Annotated in this window: 17 protein-coding genes; 10 read left to right on the forward strand and 7 right to left on the reverse strand. The window is 59.6% G+C overall.

Going from position 1 to position 18,012, the window contains the following annotated elements; all coding sequences use genetic code 11:
- The first annotated feature begins 15 nt into the window (after window positions 1–15).
- Together RBB49_RS20700 and RBB49_RS20705 are read left to right on the forward strand one after the other, a co-directional pair.
- Window positions 16–951 (forward strand): aldo/keto reductase family protein, encoded by a 936-nt coding sequence (locus RBB49_RS20700; protein ID WP_306144790.1) that lies wholly within the window; start codon window positions 16–18, stop codon window positions 949–951.
- Window positions 952–994: 43 nt separating this feature from the next.
- Window positions 995–2,182, forward strand: a complete 1,188-nt coding sequence (locus RBB49_RS20705) for a GNAT family N-acetyltransferase (protein WP_306144791.1) — start codon at window positions 995–997, stop codon at window positions 2,180–2,182.
- A 12-nt stretch (window positions 2,183–2,194) separates the two neighbouring features.
- Here RBB49_RS20705 and RBB49_RS20710 read toward each other — a convergent pair whose 3' ends face one another.
- The 4 genes from RBB49_RS20710 to RBB49_RS20725 all read right to left on the reverse strand — a co-directional run bounded on the left by RBB49_RS20710 (window position 2,195) and on the right by RBB49_RS20725 (window position 7,280).
- Window positions 2,195–3,265, reverse strand: coding sequence for a phosphotransferase family protein (locus RBB49_RS20710; RefSeq protein WP_306144792.1), 1,071 nt, complete (start codon window positions 3,263–3,265; stop codon window positions 2,195–2,197).
- Between the two features lie 153 nt (window positions 3,266–3,418).
- On the reverse strand, window positions 3,419–4,855 hold the full coding sequence (locus RBB49_RS20715) for an HlyD family type I secretion periplasmic adaptor subunit (RefSeq protein WP_306144793.1): 1,437 nt from the start codon (window positions 4,853–4,855) through the stop codon (window positions 3,419–3,421).
- Window positions 4,856–4,857: 2 nt separating this feature from the next.
- Window positions 4,858–6,708, reverse strand: coding sequence for an ATP-binding cassette domain-containing protein (locus RBB49_RS20720; RefSeq protein WP_306144794.1), 1,851 nt, complete (start codon window positions 6,706–6,708; stop codon window positions 4,858–4,860).
- A gap of 113 nt (window positions 6,709–6,821) precedes the next feature.
- Window positions 6,822–7,280, reverse strand: a complete 459-nt coding sequence (locus RBB49_RS20725) for a hypothetical protein (protein ID WP_306144795.1) — start codon at window positions 7,278–7,280, stop codon at window positions 6,822–6,824.
- Between the two features lie 277 nt (window positions 7,281–7,557).
- Between RBB49_RS20725 and RBB49_RS20730 the strand changes: the two genes are divergently transcribed.
- The 7 genes from RBB49_RS20730 to RBB49_RS20760 all read left to right on the forward strand — a co-directional run bounded on the left by RBB49_RS20730 (window position 7,558) and on the right by RBB49_RS20760 (window position 13,158).
- Complete coding sequence (locus RBB49_RS20730) at window positions 7,558–7,941, forward strand: antibiotic biosynthesis monooxygenase (protein WP_306144796.1); 384 nt, start codon at window positions 7,558–7,560, stop codon at window positions 7,939–7,941.
- A gap of 570 nt (window positions 7,942–8,511) precedes the next feature.
- A complete protein-coding gene (locus RBB49_RS20735) occupies window positions 8,512–9,348 on the forward strand; it encodes a transporter substrate-binding domain-containing protein (protein WP_306144797.1) in 837 nt (278 codons plus the stop codon).
- 14 nt (window positions 9,349–9,362) lie between these two features.
- Entirely contained in the window at window positions 9,363–10,037 is a 675-nt protein-coding gene (locus RBB49_RS20740; RefSeq protein ID WP_306144798.1) for an amino acid ABC transporter permease, read from the forward strand.
- Entirely contained in the window at window positions 10,034–10,699 is a 666-nt protein-coding gene (locus tag RBB49_RS20745; protein WP_306144799.1) for an amino acid ABC transporter permease, read from the forward strand. Before RBB49_RS20740 ends, RBB49_RS20745 begins: the two co-directional genes overlap by 4 nt.
- 2 nt (window positions 10,700–10,701) lie before the next feature.
- Window positions 10,702–11,475, forward strand: coding sequence for an amino acid ABC transporter ATP-binding protein (locus RBB49_RS20750; protein ID WP_306144800.1), 774 nt, complete (start codon window positions 10,702–10,704; stop codon window positions 11,473–11,475).
- Between the two features lie 24 nt (window positions 11,476–11,499).
- Window positions 11,500–12,408, forward strand: a complete 909-nt coding sequence (locus RBB49_RS20755; protein WP_306144801.1) for an aminotransferase class IV — start codon at window positions 11,500–11,502, stop codon at window positions 12,406–12,408.
- A gap of 60 nt (window positions 12,409–12,468) precedes the next feature.
- Window positions 12,469–13,158: a GntR family transcriptional regulator gene (locus RBB49_RS20760; RefSeq protein WP_306144802.1), complete on the forward strand. Its 690-nt coding sequence runs from the start codon at window positions 12,469–12,471 to the stop codon at window positions 13,156–13,158.
- Between the two features lie 14 nt (window positions 13,159–13,172).
- On the opposite strand, the gene RBB49_RS20765 is transcribed toward RBB49_RS20760, so the two are convergent.
- Window positions 13,173–13,475 (reverse strand): hypothetical protein, encoded by a 303-nt coding sequence (locus tag RBB49_RS20765; protein ID WP_306144803.1) that lies wholly within the window; start codon window positions 13,473–13,475, stop codon window positions 13,173–13,175.
- 105 nt (window positions 13,476–13,580) lie between these two features.
- On the opposite strand from RBB49_RS20765, the gene RBB49_RS20770 reads away from it, so the two are divergent.
- A complete protein-coding gene (locus tag RBB49_RS20770; RefSeq protein WP_306144804.1) occupies window positions 13,581–14,609 on the forward strand; it encodes a LacI family DNA-binding transcriptional regulator in 1,029 nt (342 codons plus the stop codon).
- A 30-nt stretch (window positions 14,610–14,639) separates the two neighbouring features.
- Here the strand turns inward: RBB49_RS20770 and RBB49_RS20775 are convergent, their stop codons facing one another.
- Window positions 14,640–16,613: a C1 family peptidase gene (locus tag RBB49_RS20775; RefSeq protein ID WP_306144805.1), complete on the reverse strand. Its 1,974-nt coding sequence runs from the start codon at window positions 16,611–16,613 to the stop codon at window positions 14,640–14,642.
- A gap of 288 nt (window positions 16,614–16,901) precedes the next feature.
- Window positions 16,902–17,993 carry a hypothetical protein gene (locus RBB49_RS20780; protein ID WP_306144806.1) on the reverse strand — a complete coding sequence of 364 codons (1,092 nt, stop codon included), beginning with the start codon at window positions 17,991–17,993 and terminating at the stop codon, window positions 16,902–16,904.
- Window positions 17,994–18,012 lie beyond the last annotated feature (19 nt).

Genomic DNA, 18,012 nt, shown 5'->3' on the forward strand with positions numbered 1-18,012 from the left:
TGTCCGAGGCCTGACATGCAGTACCGGCAACTGGGGGCCAGCTCACTCAACGTATCGGAAATTTCGCTTGGTTCATGGCGCACCTTTGGAACGGCAATCGAAGCTGAGACGGCGGAACGATGCCTGCGCCAGGCGTTCGATTGCGGCATCAATTTTTTCGACACGGCAAACATGTATGGCAAAGGTGCCGCGGAGCAGGTGCTCGGCCGGTTGCTGAAAGCGTACAGACGCGACGACTACGTGCTTGCGACCAAGCTCTATTTCCCGATGTCGGAAACCGACCGGGGTCTGTCCCGCGCGCAGGTGCTGAAGCAGATTGATGCCTCTCTCAAGCGGCTGGGAGTGGATCATGTCGATCTTTACCAGTGCCATCGCCATGACGGGGAGACACCCCTGAAGGAAACCATGGAGGCCCTAACGGAGATCGTTCGTGCCGGCAAGGTGCGCTACGTCGGTTTCAGCGAATGGCCGGCCGCCGAGATCAAACGTGCACGTGCGATTGACGGTGTGGTTCCGTTCGTTTCCAGCCAGCCCCGGTATTCCATGCTGTACCGCAAGAACGAACGGCGGATCTTTCCCCTCTGCCGGGAGCAGGGCATCGGACAGATCGTATGGTCGCCGCTCGCACAGGGCATCCTGACCGGCAAGTACAAACCGGGTGCAGCCGCGCCGCCCGGTTCGCGCGGGGAACGAAGGAGCCTTGGCCGCTTTTTCAGGCCGCGGGTTTTGCAGGCGGTTGAGAAACTGCACCCGATCGCCCGCGATCTGTCGCTGACGCTGCCGCAGCTCGCCCTGGCCTGGGTCCTCAGAGGCGAGAAGATCAGTTCCGCGATTATCGGCGCAACCCGGCCGGACCAGATCGAGATGAACTGCGGCGCTTCGGGCGTCAACCTGGAACCAGCAGTGCTTCAACGGATCGACGAGGTACTGGATCAGGTCATGCGCCGCTGACAAGTCCGAACCGGAAAACCAGGAACAGGGGAGCAAAAGGCCCATGCGCGTTGAAATCGTCCAGCATCCGGACGCCTTTGCGGCGTTGCGCAAGGACTGGGAGCGGGTGCACGGCAGTGACCCGGAAGCGGGATACTTCCTGTCCTGGCGCTGGCTCGAGCAGGTGTTCCGTTCCAATCCCGGCCGCTGGAAAGTTCTGGCTGTCAGGGGGAGTGGGCCGGGAACGGGGTACGTTTGTTTCCTGCCCCTGAGCCATCACACGCACTGGAGCGAGAGCGGCCAGCGGTTCAAGACAGAGCTGAAGCCGGCGGGAAAGCTGGCTTGGGCTCAATACACAGGGTTCGTCTGTGACCCTGCCGCAGAAGAAGACGCAATCGGGACGATCGCCGACTATCTGGCCGGTGCGCCCTGGGCGCGGATCAGTTTCAGGAACGATGGCTGCCGGCGGAGGCTGGATCTTCTGCTGCGTGTGTTTTCGGACGCGCAGTCGTACCGGATCAATTCACGCACTATGCTGATCAACAACGGCACCGTCGATAATCTCATCTGTCCGAGGCTGACCCTGCCGGACGATTTCGATACCTACGTCCAGTCGCGGCTGAGTTCGAAAACGCGGCAGAAGGTGCGCCGGTTCTGGCGCCGCTACGAGCAGAGCGAAGACCTCAAGATTGTCGACAGCACAAACGAAACCTTTGCCCCGGATCTGGATGCGCTTCTGGATATGTGGCTGCTGCGCTGGACGCCGGTGCGCGGCGAGAAATCTGCACTCAAGGCGGCGTCCAGGTACCGGGAGGTTCTCGCCTTGAGCAACGGGATCGGCGCGATCCGTCTCAGTGCGCTCTGGCAGGGAGGCAGACGCCTCGGATCGATATGCTGCATCGCCGATGATGAGGCGAAGTATCTCTACTTCATTGTCTCCGGGCGTGACGAAACCGCGCCCGAACCGAATATCGGCCTGCTGCTCCATGTCCACACCATCAAATGGGCGATCGCGAACGGCATGCAGATCTATGATTTCTGCCATGGTAACGAAGCCTACAAACTCAGTTACGGGGCAGAGGAGTCTCTTCTGTCCAATGTTGAAATCGTCCGCCGCAGCGCGTGTGAGGTCGCCCAGCTGGATCCGGACCACATAGGAGATGCGATGCGCAAGACAATCGAGATGATCGAGGGCAACAAGGCCGGCGCGGCCGCCAGGGCCTGCCGCGAGCTGCTGCCTCTGATCGCATAAGGCCGGCCGGCCTTACCCCGCCCTGCGTTTTTGTAGCGTGCCAAGATCAGGCAGCGCGAGATCCAGTTTTTCCATGAGATTTTCGCACCAGGGTGCCAGCGTGTGCAGCGGCGTGACCCTGAGCGACCAGCGGCGTGCCCGGTCGCACATCAGTCCGACCTCGGTCGGCGTCACACCAATCTTGTCGTTGTGAAGGCATTTTTCCCGGCTCCACCATTCACCGTCCCTGTAACGGTACCGGATCGCCCGATGCATGCGGGCCATCATGTGAAAGACGCCGAACGCCATGAGATAGTCAAAGGCTTCCGTTTCAGACCGTTTCCGGGCAAAGCTCGCCAGGTGCTTGTCGATGAGACGGCTCTCCGTCTCGGGGTCGATGGCGGTCCACTCGTCCGACAGCACGAAAGCCAGGTCGTCCAGGGAATGCCTGCGGCCGCAGCCTTCCCAGTCAAACCAGACGATCCGGCCGTCGCAGACAAGGGCGTTTCCCGGCCTTGCGTCGGCCTTCACGAATTCGCGTGGATCGAGTGTAAACAGTGTTTCAAGTTTGCCGTAGTCGAGCAGCGGCGGCGCGATATCGACGATTTCTGAGATTTTCCGGGCGCGCATGAGATTGCCATCCGACCAGTCCCGATCAGGTCCGACCCGGGGGACGCGGTGGTGCAGGTTTTCCGCGTGCGCGAATGTCTGCAGCTCCGCCAGCGAGGACAGTGCCAGGTCGAGCGCAGCCTGGCGTTCGTGGACGGTCTCCAGGCCATCGAGGTAAACCGGAAGCCGGACACCATCGACAAGTTCCTGAACGACCCATTCGTCGACGACCCTGATCACGCGTGGCACCAGGCCCGTTCGAGAAAGCACTTTCATGACAATGCCCTCGATTGTGGCATCGCCGGGGGAGTCACGCTTGGCAAGTACAAAACGCTCATCGCCGATTTCAGCCATGAATGCCGACCGCGACCGCCCGCCGGGGAACGCAACCCGATCGGGAATGCGTCCGAAGGCCCGTTTGCACAGGGCCTCGATTTCCTCGCGCCGCGCCGCTTTCATGAAAGAACTCGCGTTGGATGATTTGCGTCTGGCCATTCGGTTTCCCTTTCGGATTTGAGGTGTTGTTCTCTCGCTGTCGTGTCTTGCCGGAATTGCTTTTCCGCGTGTGTTGCGGCGCGTTTCCCAAGATGCTGCCGCGGTTTGAAACGGGATTGTCCGATGCCCCTGACGGCTGACTGGATGTGCGGCTCATGGTTCGGCAAACGCCATGTCGAAACTCTGAAACAACGGACTGAGCAGGTAGACGAGGAAGGGTTGCCTGCCGGCATTGATATGGGCGTTGACGACCATGCCGGGTTTCAACAGGTCGATAAGCTGCGCATTTGCCGGCACATTTTCGGGGCGGGCATGAACCAGATAGTAGGGCTCGGTCGCCGGCGTCTGACTGACCGCGTCTGCGGACACATAGGTCAGGACTGCGCTCAAAGGTGCGTATTTGCGGCTGTCCAGTGCGGTGATGGAAACGGTCGTTGACTGGCCCTGCCTGACTTCGGCAATGTCCTGAGGCCTGACACGGGCGTGGATCGTCAAGGCGGCGGCGCTAGGCACGATCTCGCCGATGGTGTCGCCCGCGCGGACAACACCCCCGACGGTGTTGGCCGAAAACGAAACCAGTGTTCCGCTGACCGGTGCCCTGATCTCGGTGTTGGCGAGGGCTCGCTCGGCCGAAACCACGCGATCCCGGATCTCGGCAAGCTCCCCCAGTACCCTTGTCATTTCCCCGGCGACCCGCTGGCGCTGGCCCGAGACATAAGCCTCGACCCGGTTGCCCGCCTCATTCCGGCGTTCGTCGATCCGGGCAATCTCGCTGTCCAGGAATGCAATCTCCGCAACAAGTTCACTTTCTTCGCGTTCGTTTTTCCAGGCCCGGGCCCGTGACACATAGCCGTCGCGCACCAGCGGCCGGATGGCGGCGATTTCCTTTCTCAGGAACCGGAGTTTGTCAGTGAGGCCCGTGTGGCGGGCAACCAGTCCCGCTCTCTCGTGTGTCAGGCTGTTGCTGTGGTTGCGAAGCGCTTCGATTTCCGCGTCGACGGCCTGGTCGGCAAACCGCTGTTCCAACTGCTGGCTGGCGAAAATTGCGCGGATCGGGTCACCTGAAGGGTTTGACGCCCGGTTCGCGGAAAGAGCGCCGATCTCCGCTTCCGCGCCGCGCTCTTCCGTGCCGGCATCAAATTTTTTCATGCGCAGTTTCCATCCGCCGTCACGTGCGGTTCGACCGTTCTCTTGCGCGGGATGGAAACCGGCGCCGGTCCGCAGCGCCTCAAGATGTGCCTTCGTGGCCAGCAGCACGGCCTGCCGCGCCTGCAATTCCGACAACTCGGCGCGTTTCGCCTCCGCGTCGAGAAGCATGATCAGATCGCCGGCCGCAACCTTTGCGCCTTCGGCAACTTCGATGGACCGGATGCGGCCGCCCTCCTCGTGTTGCAGGAGCTTGTTTCTGCCGGCAGCCGCAATGGTGCCTTCGGCGACAATCGACGACTGGAGCGGAACCAGTAATCCCCACAACAGGAAAACGGCGAGAAACGTGTAGACGATTTTCTTGCCGCGCGAGACAATCCCGCCAATCTCCGTGTGCGACATGTAATCCGTTGCGGCCGGGGTCTGAATTGCGCTTTCCTTCATCGTCACAACATCCGTGATTGCCGTGAAGAGGCTTCGAAGAGTGCATCAGGCCGCGCGAGCAGATCTTCCGCGTCGTTCTCGAGGCCATCTCCGATGTGCTGGCGCCTGACCTCCCGGATCCGGGCAAGCGCCGTTGCCGCATTTGCAGACCTTTCCGGCGGCGCCGGCCGGGCAGGCCCACCCCCCTCCTGCTTGCGTGACGAGGACGCGCCTTTTGCCTGTTTGCCGTTGAGGGGGTGGAGTTGACCGGAACTGATCTCAAAGACCCTGTCCGCGGCTGCCTGCATCCGTGAGCGGCGTGACATCACCAATATTGCGACGCCGGCTTTAGTCAGCTTTTCGAGCGTGCCGATAAGTTCCTTCTGGCCGTCGCGGTCAAGGTCTGCGTCCGGTTCATCGAGAACAAGGAAACGCGGACTGTCAAAACATGCGCGGGCAAGCGCAAGCTTGACCTTCTGCCGGTCGGTGAGCCTGATGTTGCCGCGCTCAAGAACCGTTGCATAGCCTTCCGGAAGCGACTGGATCATCTCATGCGCATTGGCGATTTTTGCAGCGCGAACAAGACGGTCGGAACTGTTGCTCCTGGAGAGCCTGGTGATGTTTTCCGACACCGGCACCGGGAAGAACTTTATGTCCTGGGCGACATAGCCAACGGTCCGTCCCCAGTCCGCGTCGCTCCAGTTCTGCCTTGGAAGGTCGTTTATCTTCAGGAACCCGGCCTGCGGATCGATGGCCCCGCACATAATCCTTGCCAGCGTGGTCTTGCCACTGGCCGGCCTTCCGGTCACGACCGTCAGGGTTCCGGGCGTAATGTCCATTGAGACACCGTCCAGGATGCGGAGACGCGCCTTTTGCCTGGTACTGGAATAGTGAATGTTGTCTGCGCTGATGCGGTTGCTGCTTGCGCGGAAGGCCTGTTCCACGGGAAGGCACTCCGCAGTTTCCATCAAGTCGCCGAGGCTCAGGTGCGCGCGATAACTTTTCGTGATTGCCGCCCAGCCGCCGATCGTCAGATCCACGGGAGACAACATCCTGTTCGTGATCAGGATCGCTGCAAAAATGATCACACTTGGCATTGAAGAGGACAGCACCAGCAGCGCTCCCACCGAAACGATCATGACCTGGATAATCTGTTTCAGAAACGTGCCGGCGGCCGAATAGCCCGACGTGAGACGGGAGACATCGTCGGCCGCTTCGGTGTTCGTGCCCAGTTTCTTTTTCCACCGGTTCTGAAGTTTGCCGGTCATGCCCATGGCACGCACTTCGTCGGTGCCGCGCAAGGTTGCAGAGGCGAAATTGAAGGCATCCGCTTCCCGGTTTTCCGCTACCGTCTGCGCGGCCGAGACCGACCGGTTGCTCAGAACAGCCAGGCAGACCATCGCGGCAAGGCCGACGGTCGCAACAACGCCGAGCCAGACATTGAGCAGAAACAGGGCGATGAGAAACAGCAGTGAAAATGGAAGGTCGTGCAATCCAATGAACAGCCGGCTGCTCAGGAAACCTGCAACCGTTCTCAGTTTGCTGATCGTCTTGGATGTGCTCAGTGTTTGATCGTCGGTTCGAACCATGCATTGGACGAGCTTGTCATGGTGATCCATGAGGTATCTGTTTGCCAATCGACGAGCGATCCTGCGGCGTGAAAAGTCTGCGAACGCGCTGACTGCCAGCATGGTCACGACAATCAGTGTGAGGAAGACAAGTGTTGATATGCTGCCCGATTTCAGGACGCGGCTGTAGACCTGCAGTATGTGAAGTGGGAGCGCCAGCAAGAGGATGTTTGTCGCGACTGAAAAAACGAGCATCCATCGCATGTACGGGACGTAGTTTTTGTCTATTTTCAGATCTTCAAACACGAAATCGCGTTCCTCTGATTGATCGTTTTTCGAGACGTATCCCGTGAAAGTCGTGGTCCTCGCCGACTGCCGGCGAGGACCGATTTTTTCGAGGTGGCTATATGGTTGGCCGACTAGGAGTAGTCTCCGTCGTCGTGACCGCCGTGATCGCCGTGGCCTCCATGCCAGCCGCCATGGTCATAGTGTTTGTGGCTGTCGTGGTACGAGCCGTGATCATTGGATCCGCCGCCGGAGCCTGAGCCTGAGCCTTTCGATCCGGAACCTGAACCGGAGCCTTTCGATCCGGAGCCTGAGCCTGAGCCTTTCGATCCGGAGCCTGAACCGGAGCCTTTCGATCCGGAACCGGTGCCTTTCGTGCCAGAGCCTTTCGTGCCGGAGCCTGAACCTTTTGAGCCTGAGCCTTTCGAACCGGAGCCGGAGCCTTTTGAGCCGGTGCCCGAACCCTTCGACCCGGTACCGGAACCCTTGGATCCCGAGCCATCAGACCGGGTGTCATGGTTGTCTTCACGATCGTCATCATCGTTGCGACCCCACGAATACCATTGATAGTGTTTTGAATGTGATCTTGGCATCGAATGCTTCCCTTGTTGTTTGAAGCATTTCTATATTTTAAATAAAATTAAGTAAAAGCGTTGTTTAATCTACAGTTAACTTTAAGCTTTTTTATATAAATGTTAAGTCTCGTCCGTTTTTCATTTCGTTGTCTTGTGAATTGATTTCATTTGCTAGAATCGTGATCTTAACCAAGACCGCGATCAACTTTCCATTTTTTTGCAAATCGGCCTCGCGCGCGCCTGTCCAGGGCTGATAATCTGTCCGGTGACAGCTTTGCAGGTTACGGAGATCGGTATGGTCATTTGCACTTTCGGCGTCCGCTACCGGGACGACATCGACTGGGAACTGCACAGGAAGCTGACCGATGACATGGCGCATGCAGTTGCAGGAATGCCCGGCTTCATATCCCTCAAGTTCTACAAGGCGGACGATGGCGACCAGATCGGTATCATCCGGTTCCGGAGCCGCGAAGATCTGAAGAGCTGGCGCGATGACATTGCCCACAGGGGCGCCTGGGGACATGCCCCGAAGCTCTATCACGAGTTCTGGGTCCAGAACGCGGAAACCTTTGACGACTACGTCTGGATCGACGGCGTGCATCATGACTGTGATCAGACCGACCGGTTCCAGATGACGAAGGACGAGGTTCTGAAATCCATTGCGACGGACCGATCCTGACGCGCTGCCGTGCAGGCCGGTGCACATGACGGCTGGGGGCTGACTTCCGCCGGAAGCATGTCATCCGGCTGCAGCGCAACGCGAGCCGGAACCGGGGTGGCCATGGCCTGCCGGCGCTCGCGATGACCGTTCCGGCAGAACGTGGCACCGCGGTCGCGGGTCTCAAACCGTTCGCCGGGCGTGACGAGTGCGGAGCCGGAGCATTTGCTGCCAGCGTGCCGCATCTGATTTTGAGGCTTCGCCATTCCCCGATCTCATCCCGTGTAGGCGCGGGAGTGCTGACTCACAGGTAAGGCGGCAAGGCCCGAATACGTGGCCCGTCCTTCGAGGCTTCGCTTTGCCGCGCATCTCACGATGAGGGGGAATTGCGAGAAGCTTCTGCGCATTCTCGTTCGCTGCTTTCATAACCACCACACGCCGGTCGCGTTTACTCAAGCAAGCATGATGTCGGCCGCGGGCACGCTGTCGTTCAAATAGTCGATTGTTGACAATCTACCATTGTCACGCTTTTATGATGTGAGACGCGCGCTTCCCAAATGGCGCCGGAAGCAGAAAAAGGGGAACCCACAGATGAAACTGAACCGTCGAACAGTTCTGACCCTCGCCGGAGCCACGGTGGCTTCAACACTCGCCGCCGGCGGACTGCCTGCGCTTGCCGCCGGGTCTCTGGATGACATCAAGGAACGCGGCAAGCTCCGTGTCGGCGTGACCCAGGCGCCGCCCTGGTACTCGAAAGATCCGGCAACCGGTGAATGGTCATCGGGCGTCGGGGTCTCCGCAGGCAAGGCGATGGCGGAGGCACTCGGGGTGGAGTTCGAACCTGTAGAGGTTACCTGGGGAACCGCGGTCGCAGCACTCCAAAGCAACAAGATCGACGTCATGTTCGTTCTGGATGCAACGGAAGAGCGCAAGAAAGCCGCCAGCTTCCCGGACAATCCGCTGCTCTATTATTCGCTCGCCGTTCTTGCCAAGGACGACGTTCCGGTCACGTCCTGGGATGATCTCAACAAGCCGGAGATCAAGATAGCCGTTCCGCAGGCGACCAGCATGGACAAGTTCCTGACCGAAAATGTCGGCAATGCGGACATTCAACGCTTTCCGGGCAACACCGAAGCCATCGCAGCGTTCCAGTCCGGGCGTGTCGACGCAGTCTGCCTGTTCCATCCGCCGCTGATCGCCGCGCGCCAGAAACTCGGCCGCGGCAAGATCGCCGTTCCGTCTCCGGTCAAGTCGAATCCGACCAGTGCCGCCGTGCGCAAGGGCGATACGGATTTCGTCGCCTTTGTCGATGCGCAACTGGCGGACTATTACCAGTCAGGCCAGATCCAGACATGGTACGAGGAATTCCTCACCGGCTTCGGTCTCGATCCGAAATCCGCTCCGCCGATCATCAAGGAACTCCTCTAAAGCGCGGACCGATCATGTACGAGTGGGACTTTTCACCGGTACTTGCGGAAGGCGGCTTTCTCCTCGTCGGCTTTCGTAACACCCTGATCCTGACGGCGACAGCGCTTTCCGGTGGGCTGGTGGTCGGTCTGCTGCTGGCTTTCGCGCGCCTGTCCCACAGGCGCTGGCTCAACGTGCCGGCCGGGGTGGTGATCGAGGTTTTCCGGACGACACCCCCACTCGTACAGTTGTTCTGGTTCTATTTCGGCCTGCCGATCGTGCTATCGGTTGAAATGACGCCGTTCCTTGCAGCCTCGCTGACCTTCATGATCCAGAGCGGTGCGTTCTTTGCCGAGATCTTCCGGGCGGGCATCGTGTCGATCGAGCGCGGTCAGTGGGAAGCCGCCAGGGCAATCGGCATGACCTACAATCAGTGCATGGGCAGGGTTATCCTGCCCCAGGCCGTTAAGCGGATGTTTCCCTCCATGATGGAGCGGTCCATCGAGTTGATGAAAACCACGACGCTGGTGGCCACCGTGTCCTATGCCGACCTTCTGTTCCAGGCCAATGAACTGGCTCAGAAGACCTTCCGTCCGCTGGAAGTGTTCACCGTTGTTGCGCTGATCTATTTCGTGTCGATCTCGTTCATCAGTTTCGTCGCATCGCGCATGGAGCGCCGCTTCGCCAGGAGCGGTGAGTTCACGCCATGACCTATATCTGGAACTTTCAGGACGTCTTCAACAACTGGTACGCACTCGCCATCGGTGCAGCCGGAACGTTGCGTCTGTTCGTTGTCTGCCTCGTGCTCGGCATGGGGCTGGGCCTGGTCATTGCCCTCGGAAAACGTTCGAAAAACCGCCCGATCCGATGGCTTGCCACGGCGTTCGTGGAGTTCTTCAGAAACACGCCGGTGCTCGTGCAGATCCTCTGGTTCTACTACGCGCTGCCGATCATCGCGCCGATCGAGATCGGACCGTTTCTGGCGGCGATCCTCGGAATTTCCCTGAATTCGGCAGCTTACTCGGCGGAGATCTACAGGGGCGGTATCCAGTCGATCGAGCCGGGCCAGTGGGAAGCCGCCAGGGCGATCGGCATGAACGGGCTTCAGACCCTGCGGCGCGTGATCCTGCCTCAGGCCATCAGACGCATCATTCCCGCCCTGACCAACCGCGGCGTCGAAATCTTCAAGATGACGACGCTCGCGTCGGTCGTTGCCTATGTGGAGCTGCTTCAGCAAGGCAAGCTGATCGCCTCGCTCAGCTACAATCCGCTTGAGGTCTATACGGTGATCGCGGCCATCTTCCTTATCATTCTCTATCCGATCGTGCGCCTGACCTATGCGCTCGAGCGCCATCTTGCACGGAGTGACTGAACGTGAACGCACCTGTTCTCAGATTGTCCGGTTTCGGCAAACATTTCGGGTCGCTGCGCGTCTTCTCGGACATCGACCTCGATGTCATGCCGGGCGACCGGATCGCCATTCTGGGCGCGTCGGGTTCCGGCAAGAGCACGCTGCTGCGTTGCATCAACGTCCTGGAGACACCAAGCGAGGGCAGCCTGGAACTGGATGGAGACGTCGTCGGTCAGCCATCGAGGTCCGGGGACATGCGTTTTTCGGAACGTGAATTGTGCGCCCTGCGCCAGCGGGTCGGCATGGTGTTTCAGCAATTCAATCTCTTTCCGCACATGACGGTCGCCGGCAACGTTGCCGAAGGATTGAAGACGGTGCGCGGAGTTCCGGCCCAAAAGGCCCAGGAAAGAGCCGTAACGGAGTTGCAACGCGTCGGCCTTGCCGACAAGGCCGATACATTTCCCTCCCGCCTGTCCGGTGGCCAGAAGCAGCGGGTTGCGATCGCGCGCGCTCTTGCGATGGACCCTGAGATCCTGCTCTTCGACGAGCCGACATCCGCCCTCGACCCGGCGCTGGTCGGAGAGGTGCTCGGGGTGATCGAGCAGTTGGCGACCGAGGGCCGCACCATGCTGCTGGTCACGCATGAAATCGGCTTTGCCTATCATTTCGCGACACGGATCCTGTTCCTGGCCGAAGGCGGCATCTACGAGAGCGGGACACCCGACGACGTTCTCAAGAACCCGAAACGCCCCCTGACGCAGCAATTCCTTGCAGAGCACCGGCGATTTCAGTTTTAGACCTTTTCTGGAGACCAAATTTCGATGAACACGTCTGCAAGCGCCCAAGGCTATGTGGCAGATCCGCGGAACGAAACCGTTCTGGTCTATGTTGACGGACAACTGGTGCCGCGCCGTGATGCCGTTGTCTCCGTTTTTGACAGCGGGTTTGTTCTTGGGGACGGCGTCTGGGAGGGGCTGCGGGTCATCGACGGGCATGTTCTCCAGCTCGAAGCCCATCTTGAGCGCATGTTCGAGGGGGCCAACTCCATTGCGCTCGACATCGGCCGCACGCGGGAAGATCTGAAGAACGCCATTCGTCAGACGCTCGATGCCAATGACATGACGGACGGTGTTCATATCCGGCTTATGGTTTCGCGGGGGCTCAAAAGCACCCCGAACCAGGACCCGAGATTCGTTATTGGCAAGGCAACCGTCGTGATCGTCGCCGAATACAAGTCACCCCGGCCCGCCGCGAAGACAAAGGGACTTTCGCTGTTCACGTCCACGTTCCGCACCAGCGGGCCCGATATCTTCGATCTTCGCCTGAACTCCCACAGCAGGCTCAACCTGATCCAGGCTCTTATCCAGGCAATCAATGCGGGTGCGGACGAAGCGCTGATGCTCGATCCGCGCGGGTTTGTCGCCAGCTGCAATTCGACGAATTTCTTTATTGTCAGAGGCCGCGAGCTTTGGACATCCACCGGGTCGTTTTCCTTCAAGGGACTGACGCAGAAAGCGGTAATCGATAGCTGGCAAAGCAAGGGCAACATTGTCCGGGAAAAGGACTTCACGCTCGCGGAGGTCTATTCTGCCGACGAGGCGTTTATTACCGGCACGCTCGGAGGGGTTACCCCGGTCGTGCGCATTGACGGGCGCACAATCGGCGGCGGTTTGCCGGGTGCGGTTACGGCGGAGGCCGAAGAGGCTTACAAGGACTGGGTCTTGCGTTAGAACAAGAGGAAAGCCAACTGCAGCAATGCGCCAGCCAAAACCGAACAAGTGCACGGGACCATGAACAAACCGCAACTGATGTCGCAAAACCGGGTAAAACCCGTCAAGCGCGAGACGTTCAGCAACCAGATCGCGGCCAACCTGCGCCGTGCGATCATCAGCGGCGAGATTGAGTCCGGCAGCCAGATCACCGAGTCGGACCTCGCCGCCAGGTTCGGCGTGAGCAGGGGACCGCTGCGCGAGGCCATGGGGCAGGTCGCAGCCGAAGGCCTGATCGAGACCATTCCCTATACCGGCACGCGCGTCCTCAAGCTGTCGCCTGAGGATGTCAGGGAAATCTACTCGCTGAGAACAGCGCTGGAGACGCTTGCGTTCCAGGAACTCTGGGAGCACCGGGACGACGCGTTCGCGCGCGAACTGGAAGCCCGGCACAAGGACCTTCTTGCAACGCTCAGGCTGGATGATCACGTGGCATCGAGCGAGGCGGAAGTCCGGTTTCATTCGCTTGTCTACGAAATGAGCGGACACAAGCTGCTTCTGGAAAGCTGGCGCCGCATCGCCGGGAGGCTGCAGCTTTACCTTGCCGAGCACCAAAGGGCGCATGGGCGCAAGGGGCCGATCGTCGATGCCCACGAACGCTATCTGCAGCTCGCGCTTGGCGACAGGCTGGATCTCATGCTGAAGGAAATCGACGCCCACATGCAGCGCGGGGTCAAGCAGATCGAACAGTATCTGGGCGTTACCGAGTGACGGATTTCAAGCCGCTAGCCGTAAGAGGCAGCGATCTGTTCCCAGACCTCCTTCGGATCTGTCGCGCCTGACGCTTGCTCCGCGCGCCGGAACCAGTATGCGGCGTTGCCGAGATCGCCCTCGATCAGGTGACAGAGCGCATGGACCCAGTCATGCGCCTTTTCCCCTTCCGCTTCCTGGCAGATCATGTGAGCCCGTTCCCATTCCGGCCCGAGGCGGAGCCCGCCTTTCCGGAGCCACCAGAGCGCCTTTTGGGGCGCTGAAAGATCTGCGGGAGGTTCGTCGGACGATGTGTCCGTCAGTCGTTCGTCGGGCATTTGCTGCTCCTGAAGTCGCCAATTCTCATACAACCATTGCCTTTCCGCTGCGATATTTGAAGAAAAAATCGCCAGATCTAATTTTTGTCGGTTAAGAACGAAGGAATGAGCGAGTCGAACGTCAGAAAAGCCAATCCAACCGTGCAGGACGTCGCGCGGGCTGCCAAGGTCTCCACGGCAACGGTCAGCCGGGCGCTTTCCACGCCCGAGCGTGTTTCGATCAAGACCCGCGACAAGGTGGCAAGGGCGGTCGAGGAGACAGGCTATGTGCTCAATCACGCTGCGCGAAATCTGCGCCGGCGCGACACGGGCACCATCGTGGCGCTGGTCCCCGATATCGGCAACTCCCACTTTTCCAACATCCTTCAAGGCATCGAGACGGTTTGTGCGGCAAAGAACCTGAAGGTTCTGATTGCCGACACGAGGAAGCCATCGATGTCGCGTTCGACGATCAGCGATTTCTTCAGCAAGAACAATTGCGACGGCATCGTCATCCTCGACGGACACTTCTCGATATCCGACGTCCGTGCAATGAACCCCAAGCTCCCGCCGATCGTGGCCTGCGGGGAATGGAGCGACGATCCTGCCGTGCCGATCGCCGTGGTCGACAACCTGCTCGGAGCACGCCTGGCGGTTTCCCATCTCCTTGAATGCGGGCATACGAATATCGGACATGTTACCGGATCACTGACCCACAAGCCGGGACGGGACCGGCTTGAAGGTTTCCGGACCACGCTAGCCGGTGCAGATCTTGATCCGGACAAGGCCTGGGTGTTCGAAGGCGACTACACACTGGATGCAGGGGAGAAGGCAGCCGAAGCGTGGCTGCGCCTGAAGGACCGCCCCTCAGCGGTTTTTTGCGCGGCCGACCGAATGGCCTTCGGATTCATCTGCGCCCTGAACGAGGCCGGTGTGCGTGTCCCCCGGGACGTCTCGGTGGTCGGCTTCGACGATATCGATATTGCCGGTCACTTCGTGCCGCCGCTGACGACAGTCCACCAGCCGCGCCGTGCCGTCGGCGAACAGGCGGCCCGCCTTCTGCTCGACCTTCTCGAAGGCGCACCGCCCGAGCAGGGAAGTATTCAGCTGAAGCCCTGGCTGGTGGCCAGAAAGAGCACGGCTACTGCTTCCTGACCAGGCAGCGCATGCCCGCCCGCGCAAGATCTAGTAGCCGGTCATGTCCTCCGGCTGGAAGCCCTTGGCCGGTGACGGCTTGGTGCCAAGAATATTCTTCAGGATGTTGTTCATCGTCGCCCGGTCGTTGTCGAAACCGCCATGGGTCTTGCTGTCCGTGATCGTGTCGCCGCGCCCTGCGTAGTGGAGCTTGTGAGCCGCTTTCAGGGAGAGTTTCTTGCTGAACTTCTCCATTCCCAGAAGCGGCATCTTGCGTTCATCCTCGAAGGCATTCGAGACAAGGTACAGAAGCGACTTCCTGTAGGGGCCGACTGAGTCGTCCCGTTCACGCTGGTCGATCAGATTGTACTGCACCAGTTGCGCGATATCCGATGCGGCCTGCTTGCCGCCAATTCTGGGATGATAGAACCTGTTGAAGAAATCGATGGTGCAGGCCGGCGCCATCAGGGAGCAGGACTGGACCGGTTCGGAAAGCGGGTTCACGGAATTGAGCCGGTCGAGCAGGTGGCCGAGAAATATGCCTCCGGCACTGTGGCCGATCAGATGTATCTTGAGCGGCTTTTGCCGTTTGGCATTGCCCTTGAGCAGAATCTTGAGCGCCTTCGCTCCACCACCCGACGAAACGAAGGACTGACCGGCATCGCGTTTCATGTCCCGCCAGATGGCCCGTCCGGGAAGCCGGACCGTCGTTTCGAAAACACGGTCAAAAAAGTCCGAGACGCTACCGACGCGCGCAGCCGCCTTGGCGTTTGACGCAAAGATGATGTCTCCAAGCGTCTCGAAAAATCCCGTTTCCCACATGAAATGGATCGGGTAGATGCCGTTGCGCTTGAACACCTCCTTCATTTTTCTGACGCGGTTCGCGGAAGCATTCTGGTCGTTCAGGCCGCCGTGGGCGTAAAACATCAGGTGCTTGTAGTCGCGTCCTGCCGTCGCCTCTTCATCCGCCAGAAAGTCAGCGGTTTCCTGGAGGCTTGCAACGGGGGTCGGGTATTTTCCGGTTTCAACGAGATTGCCGTCATCGAGATGGATGATGTGGCCGACGATCTCCTCGTGGCGTGGCCCGCGTGCGGTGGGGGAGCCCAATAGATTCCGGCTGCCGTCATCAGGTGACTGGACCGTGAGGTCGAAAGAGTCCGGGGTCGGAACATTGAGCCGCAACACCCAGGCATCCATGATGTTTGCCGACCAGTCTTCGTAGCGCCAGCGGGCAATCCCGGGCTGTCCGTTGAAACCGCCCCATTGTTCTCCCCAGGAATTCTGGATCAGGAAGCCCTTGTCATCATAGCCGACAATGATGAAGGCGTGACCGCCCTCGGTCACGTTCGAAGGGGCAATGTCGCCCCGGCGCGGGCGCTGCCATCCCCGGTGGACCATCGCAGAGGCATAGATTACCCCGGCCTCGTTCAGGGCCGCGTGATAGTCGATGATCTGGGGGCGCAGGCGAAAGTACGCTCCGAGGCCGACCTTTCTGGCGTCCTCGGCCTGATGTTTCCTCAGATACCAATTGCGCTCGCCCTCCACGTAGGGTGCCAGGTCCTCGCTGCAGACGCCATTGTTGAAGAACCCCTTCAGAGCCGCCCTGATGCTGGAGCCCTCGTAATCCTCGCCTGGCCACTCATCGTTGAGCTTCGCCATCTCATAGAGCATGCGCGCACTGGCCAGAGGCGCCTCAACAGGATTTGAGAGCTGGCTGTGGCGCTTGCGGTTGAGCAACGTGATCGCACTGGAAAGCGCAAAGCCAGTGCAGGATCCTTCACCGCCCTGGTCGCGGATCGGGCTCATGTCCGGACCGGGCGGATCCATGGAGAGTTTCAGATCGAGAAGAGCTGGTTCATACTTGCGATCACGCAGGTCGGTCGCATCCCGAGGCACGTTCAAGACACGCTGGCCGAGCGAAGGGCCGGCCACAGGCTGCGATGCCTTGACCGCCGGCGCTTTCTTTTTCGCCGCCTGTGATTTTGTCTTTTTGGCTTGTTTCGCTCTGGCTGGACGCTTGGCCATGCCGTCTCCCCCCTCGAAATTATTTGTGGTTGTATTTCGGTTGTATTTTTTGAATTTGTGCGTCTGCCGAGTATAGGGGTGATGCTGGAGCGGTGCAATTACCTAACGTAAGCTTGGGGGCCGGGTTCCGGGATGCACACGTGCAGGCTGCCTTTCCTCCGGTGCATTTTCCGCGTTGACGCGGGAAGACCCATGCAGGATACGGATGCCTGCAGCGGGGCGGGCTCCATGGACAACAACCGTCCGCTCGAAGAGCGGACGATGCTCCGACAGGATCTGTTTCCCGGGCTAGCGATCCCGGACCGGCTGCAGCGTCGCCGGTGCTGTTCTGACGTAGTTTTCAGCCCATTCGAGGATCAGGCGCGGATAGTTGTTTTCCCGGCTGTAGCGCAACGCTCCGGCTCCGGTCGGCAGACGCCGAACCTGGATATGCAGGTTGCAAAGCCTTTCAAATACCTCGTCGGGAACCGGTGTGATGGTCTCATACGAACTTGGGATTTTCGTGTTGGCATAGCGGGATCCGCCCTGGCTCAGAGCGGCGTAGCCATACCCCAAGGCATAACTGTTTACCTGTTTCGTTTCGCGCCGAATGTGCTTGAGCGTCCACATGGCCCAGATCGCCTTTTCCATGCGGTTGCGAATGCCAATCAGTTGTTCCTGTTTCAACGGTTTCAGGCCTGCTGCATTTTTCATGAATTCGCCTTGACGGAACTTGTCGAGTTCCTTCCGCAGGCCCTCGACAGTTTTGTAGTCGCCGTCGGGGTTGTCACGCATATGGATCGCCCGCGCCAACAGCGTTGCCGGGATTTCGTAAAACAGTTGCTCCATCCAGGCTCTCTGGATCGCAGTGTTGGGCGTGCTTCCCGGAGGCCCATTGCCGACAAACGCCACTCCGGACTGAGGGTGCGATTTGGGCGTTGTCGAAGCCGGTGTCTGACCCTTGAGATAGTTTTTCACGGGTCCGGAAATCGTTGCCTTTACGGCAGTCGATGTTCCGCCGATAAATCGATGCAAAGCTGCTTCCGCTGTCCGTTCGTTTGCAAGGTTTAACTGGCTGAGCCTGCCCGCCAAACGGGTCGCCACCTGGCGGGACGCGTTGCCGGTCGCTGCCAGCGCCGCTGCGATGGGCGCAGCGCCAAGGACGGTCGGACCGACAACGAGCGCAACCGCCGTGAAGATTTCCACGTAGGTCGCGTGCTTAAGTGCATCTTTTTTCTTCTTCTTGTCGAGGACGTGGGTGAACCAGGCATATGCTGTTCCATAGCATCGCACATAGGGCAAAACACGCCTGTTTATCCAGGCATCCCTGGCACGCTCCAGGTCCGTTTCGAATGTATTGACTGCAAGTTCACGACGTTCTCGTTCGGTCAATTCTGGCATTTTTTGCCTCACGGTTTCT

Source organism: Roseibium sp. MMSF_3412, from assembly GCF_030733265.1.
In the GTDB taxonomy this organism is placed as follows: domain Bacteria; phylum Pseudomonadota; class Alphaproteobacteria; order Rhizobiales; family Stappiaceae; genus Roseibium.

Bases quoted from the DNA above. Each gene is read 5' to 3' on its own strand.
- RBB49_RS20780 (WP_306144806.1), bottom strand. From the start codon at position 17,993: ATGCCAGAATTGACCGAACGAGAACGTCGTGAACTTGCAGTCAATACA.
- RBB49_RS20755 (WP_306144801.1), top strand. From the start codon at position 11,500: ATGAACACGTCTGCAAGCGCCCAAGGCTATGTGGCAGATCCGCGGAAC.
- RBB49_RS20745 (WP_306144799.1), top strand. From the start codon at position 10,034: ATGACCTATATCTGGAACTTTCAGGACGTCTTCAACAACTGGTACGCA.
- RBB49_RS20710 (WP_306144792.1), bottom strand. From the start codon at position 3,265: ATGGCCAGACGCAAATCATCCAACGCGAGTTCTTTCATGAAAGCGGCG.
- RBB49_RS20770 (WP_306144804.1), top strand. From the start codon at position 13,581: ATGAGCGAGTCGAACGTCAGAAAAGCCAATCCAACCGTGCAGGACGTC.
- RBB49_RS20735 (WP_306144797.1), top strand. From the start codon at position 8,512: ATGAAACTGAACCGTCGAACAGTTCTGACCCTCGCCGGAGCCACGGTG.
- RBB49_RS20705 (WP_306144791.1), top strand. From the start codon at position 995: ATGCGCGTTGAAATCGTCCAGCATCCGGACGCCTTTGCGGCGTTGCGC.
- RBB49_RS20700 (WP_306144790.1), top strand. From the start codon at position 16: ATGCAGTACCGGCAACTGGGGGCCAGCTCACTCAACGTATCGGAAATT.
- RBB49_RS20765 (WP_306144803.1), bottom strand. From the start codon at position 13,475: ATGCCCGACGAACGACTGACGGACACATCGTCCGACGAACCTCCCGCA.
- RBB49_RS20730 (WP_306144796.1), top strand. From the start codon at position 7,558: ATGGTCATTTGCACTTTCGGCGTCCGCTACCGGGACGACATCGACTGG.
- RBB49_RS20740 (WP_306144798.1), top strand. From the start codon at position 9,363: ATGTACGAGTGGGACTTTTCACCGGTACTTGCGGAAGGCGGCTTTCTC.
- RBB49_RS20715 (WP_306144793.1), bottom strand. From the start codon at position 4,855: ATGAAGGAAAGCGCAATTCAGACCCCGGCCGCAACGGATTACATGTCG.
- RBB49_RS20775 (WP_306144805.1), bottom strand. From the start codon at position 16,613: ATGGCCAAGCGTCCAGCCAGAGCGAAACAAGCCAAAAAGACAAAATCA.
- RBB49_RS20725 (WP_306144795.1), bottom strand. From the start codon at position 7,280: ATGCCAAGATCACATTCAAAACACTATCAATGGTATTCGTGGGGTCGC.
- RBB49_RS20760 (WP_306144802.1), top strand. From the start codon at position 12,469: ATGAACAAACCGCAACTGATGTCGCAAAACCGGGTAAAACCCGTCAAG.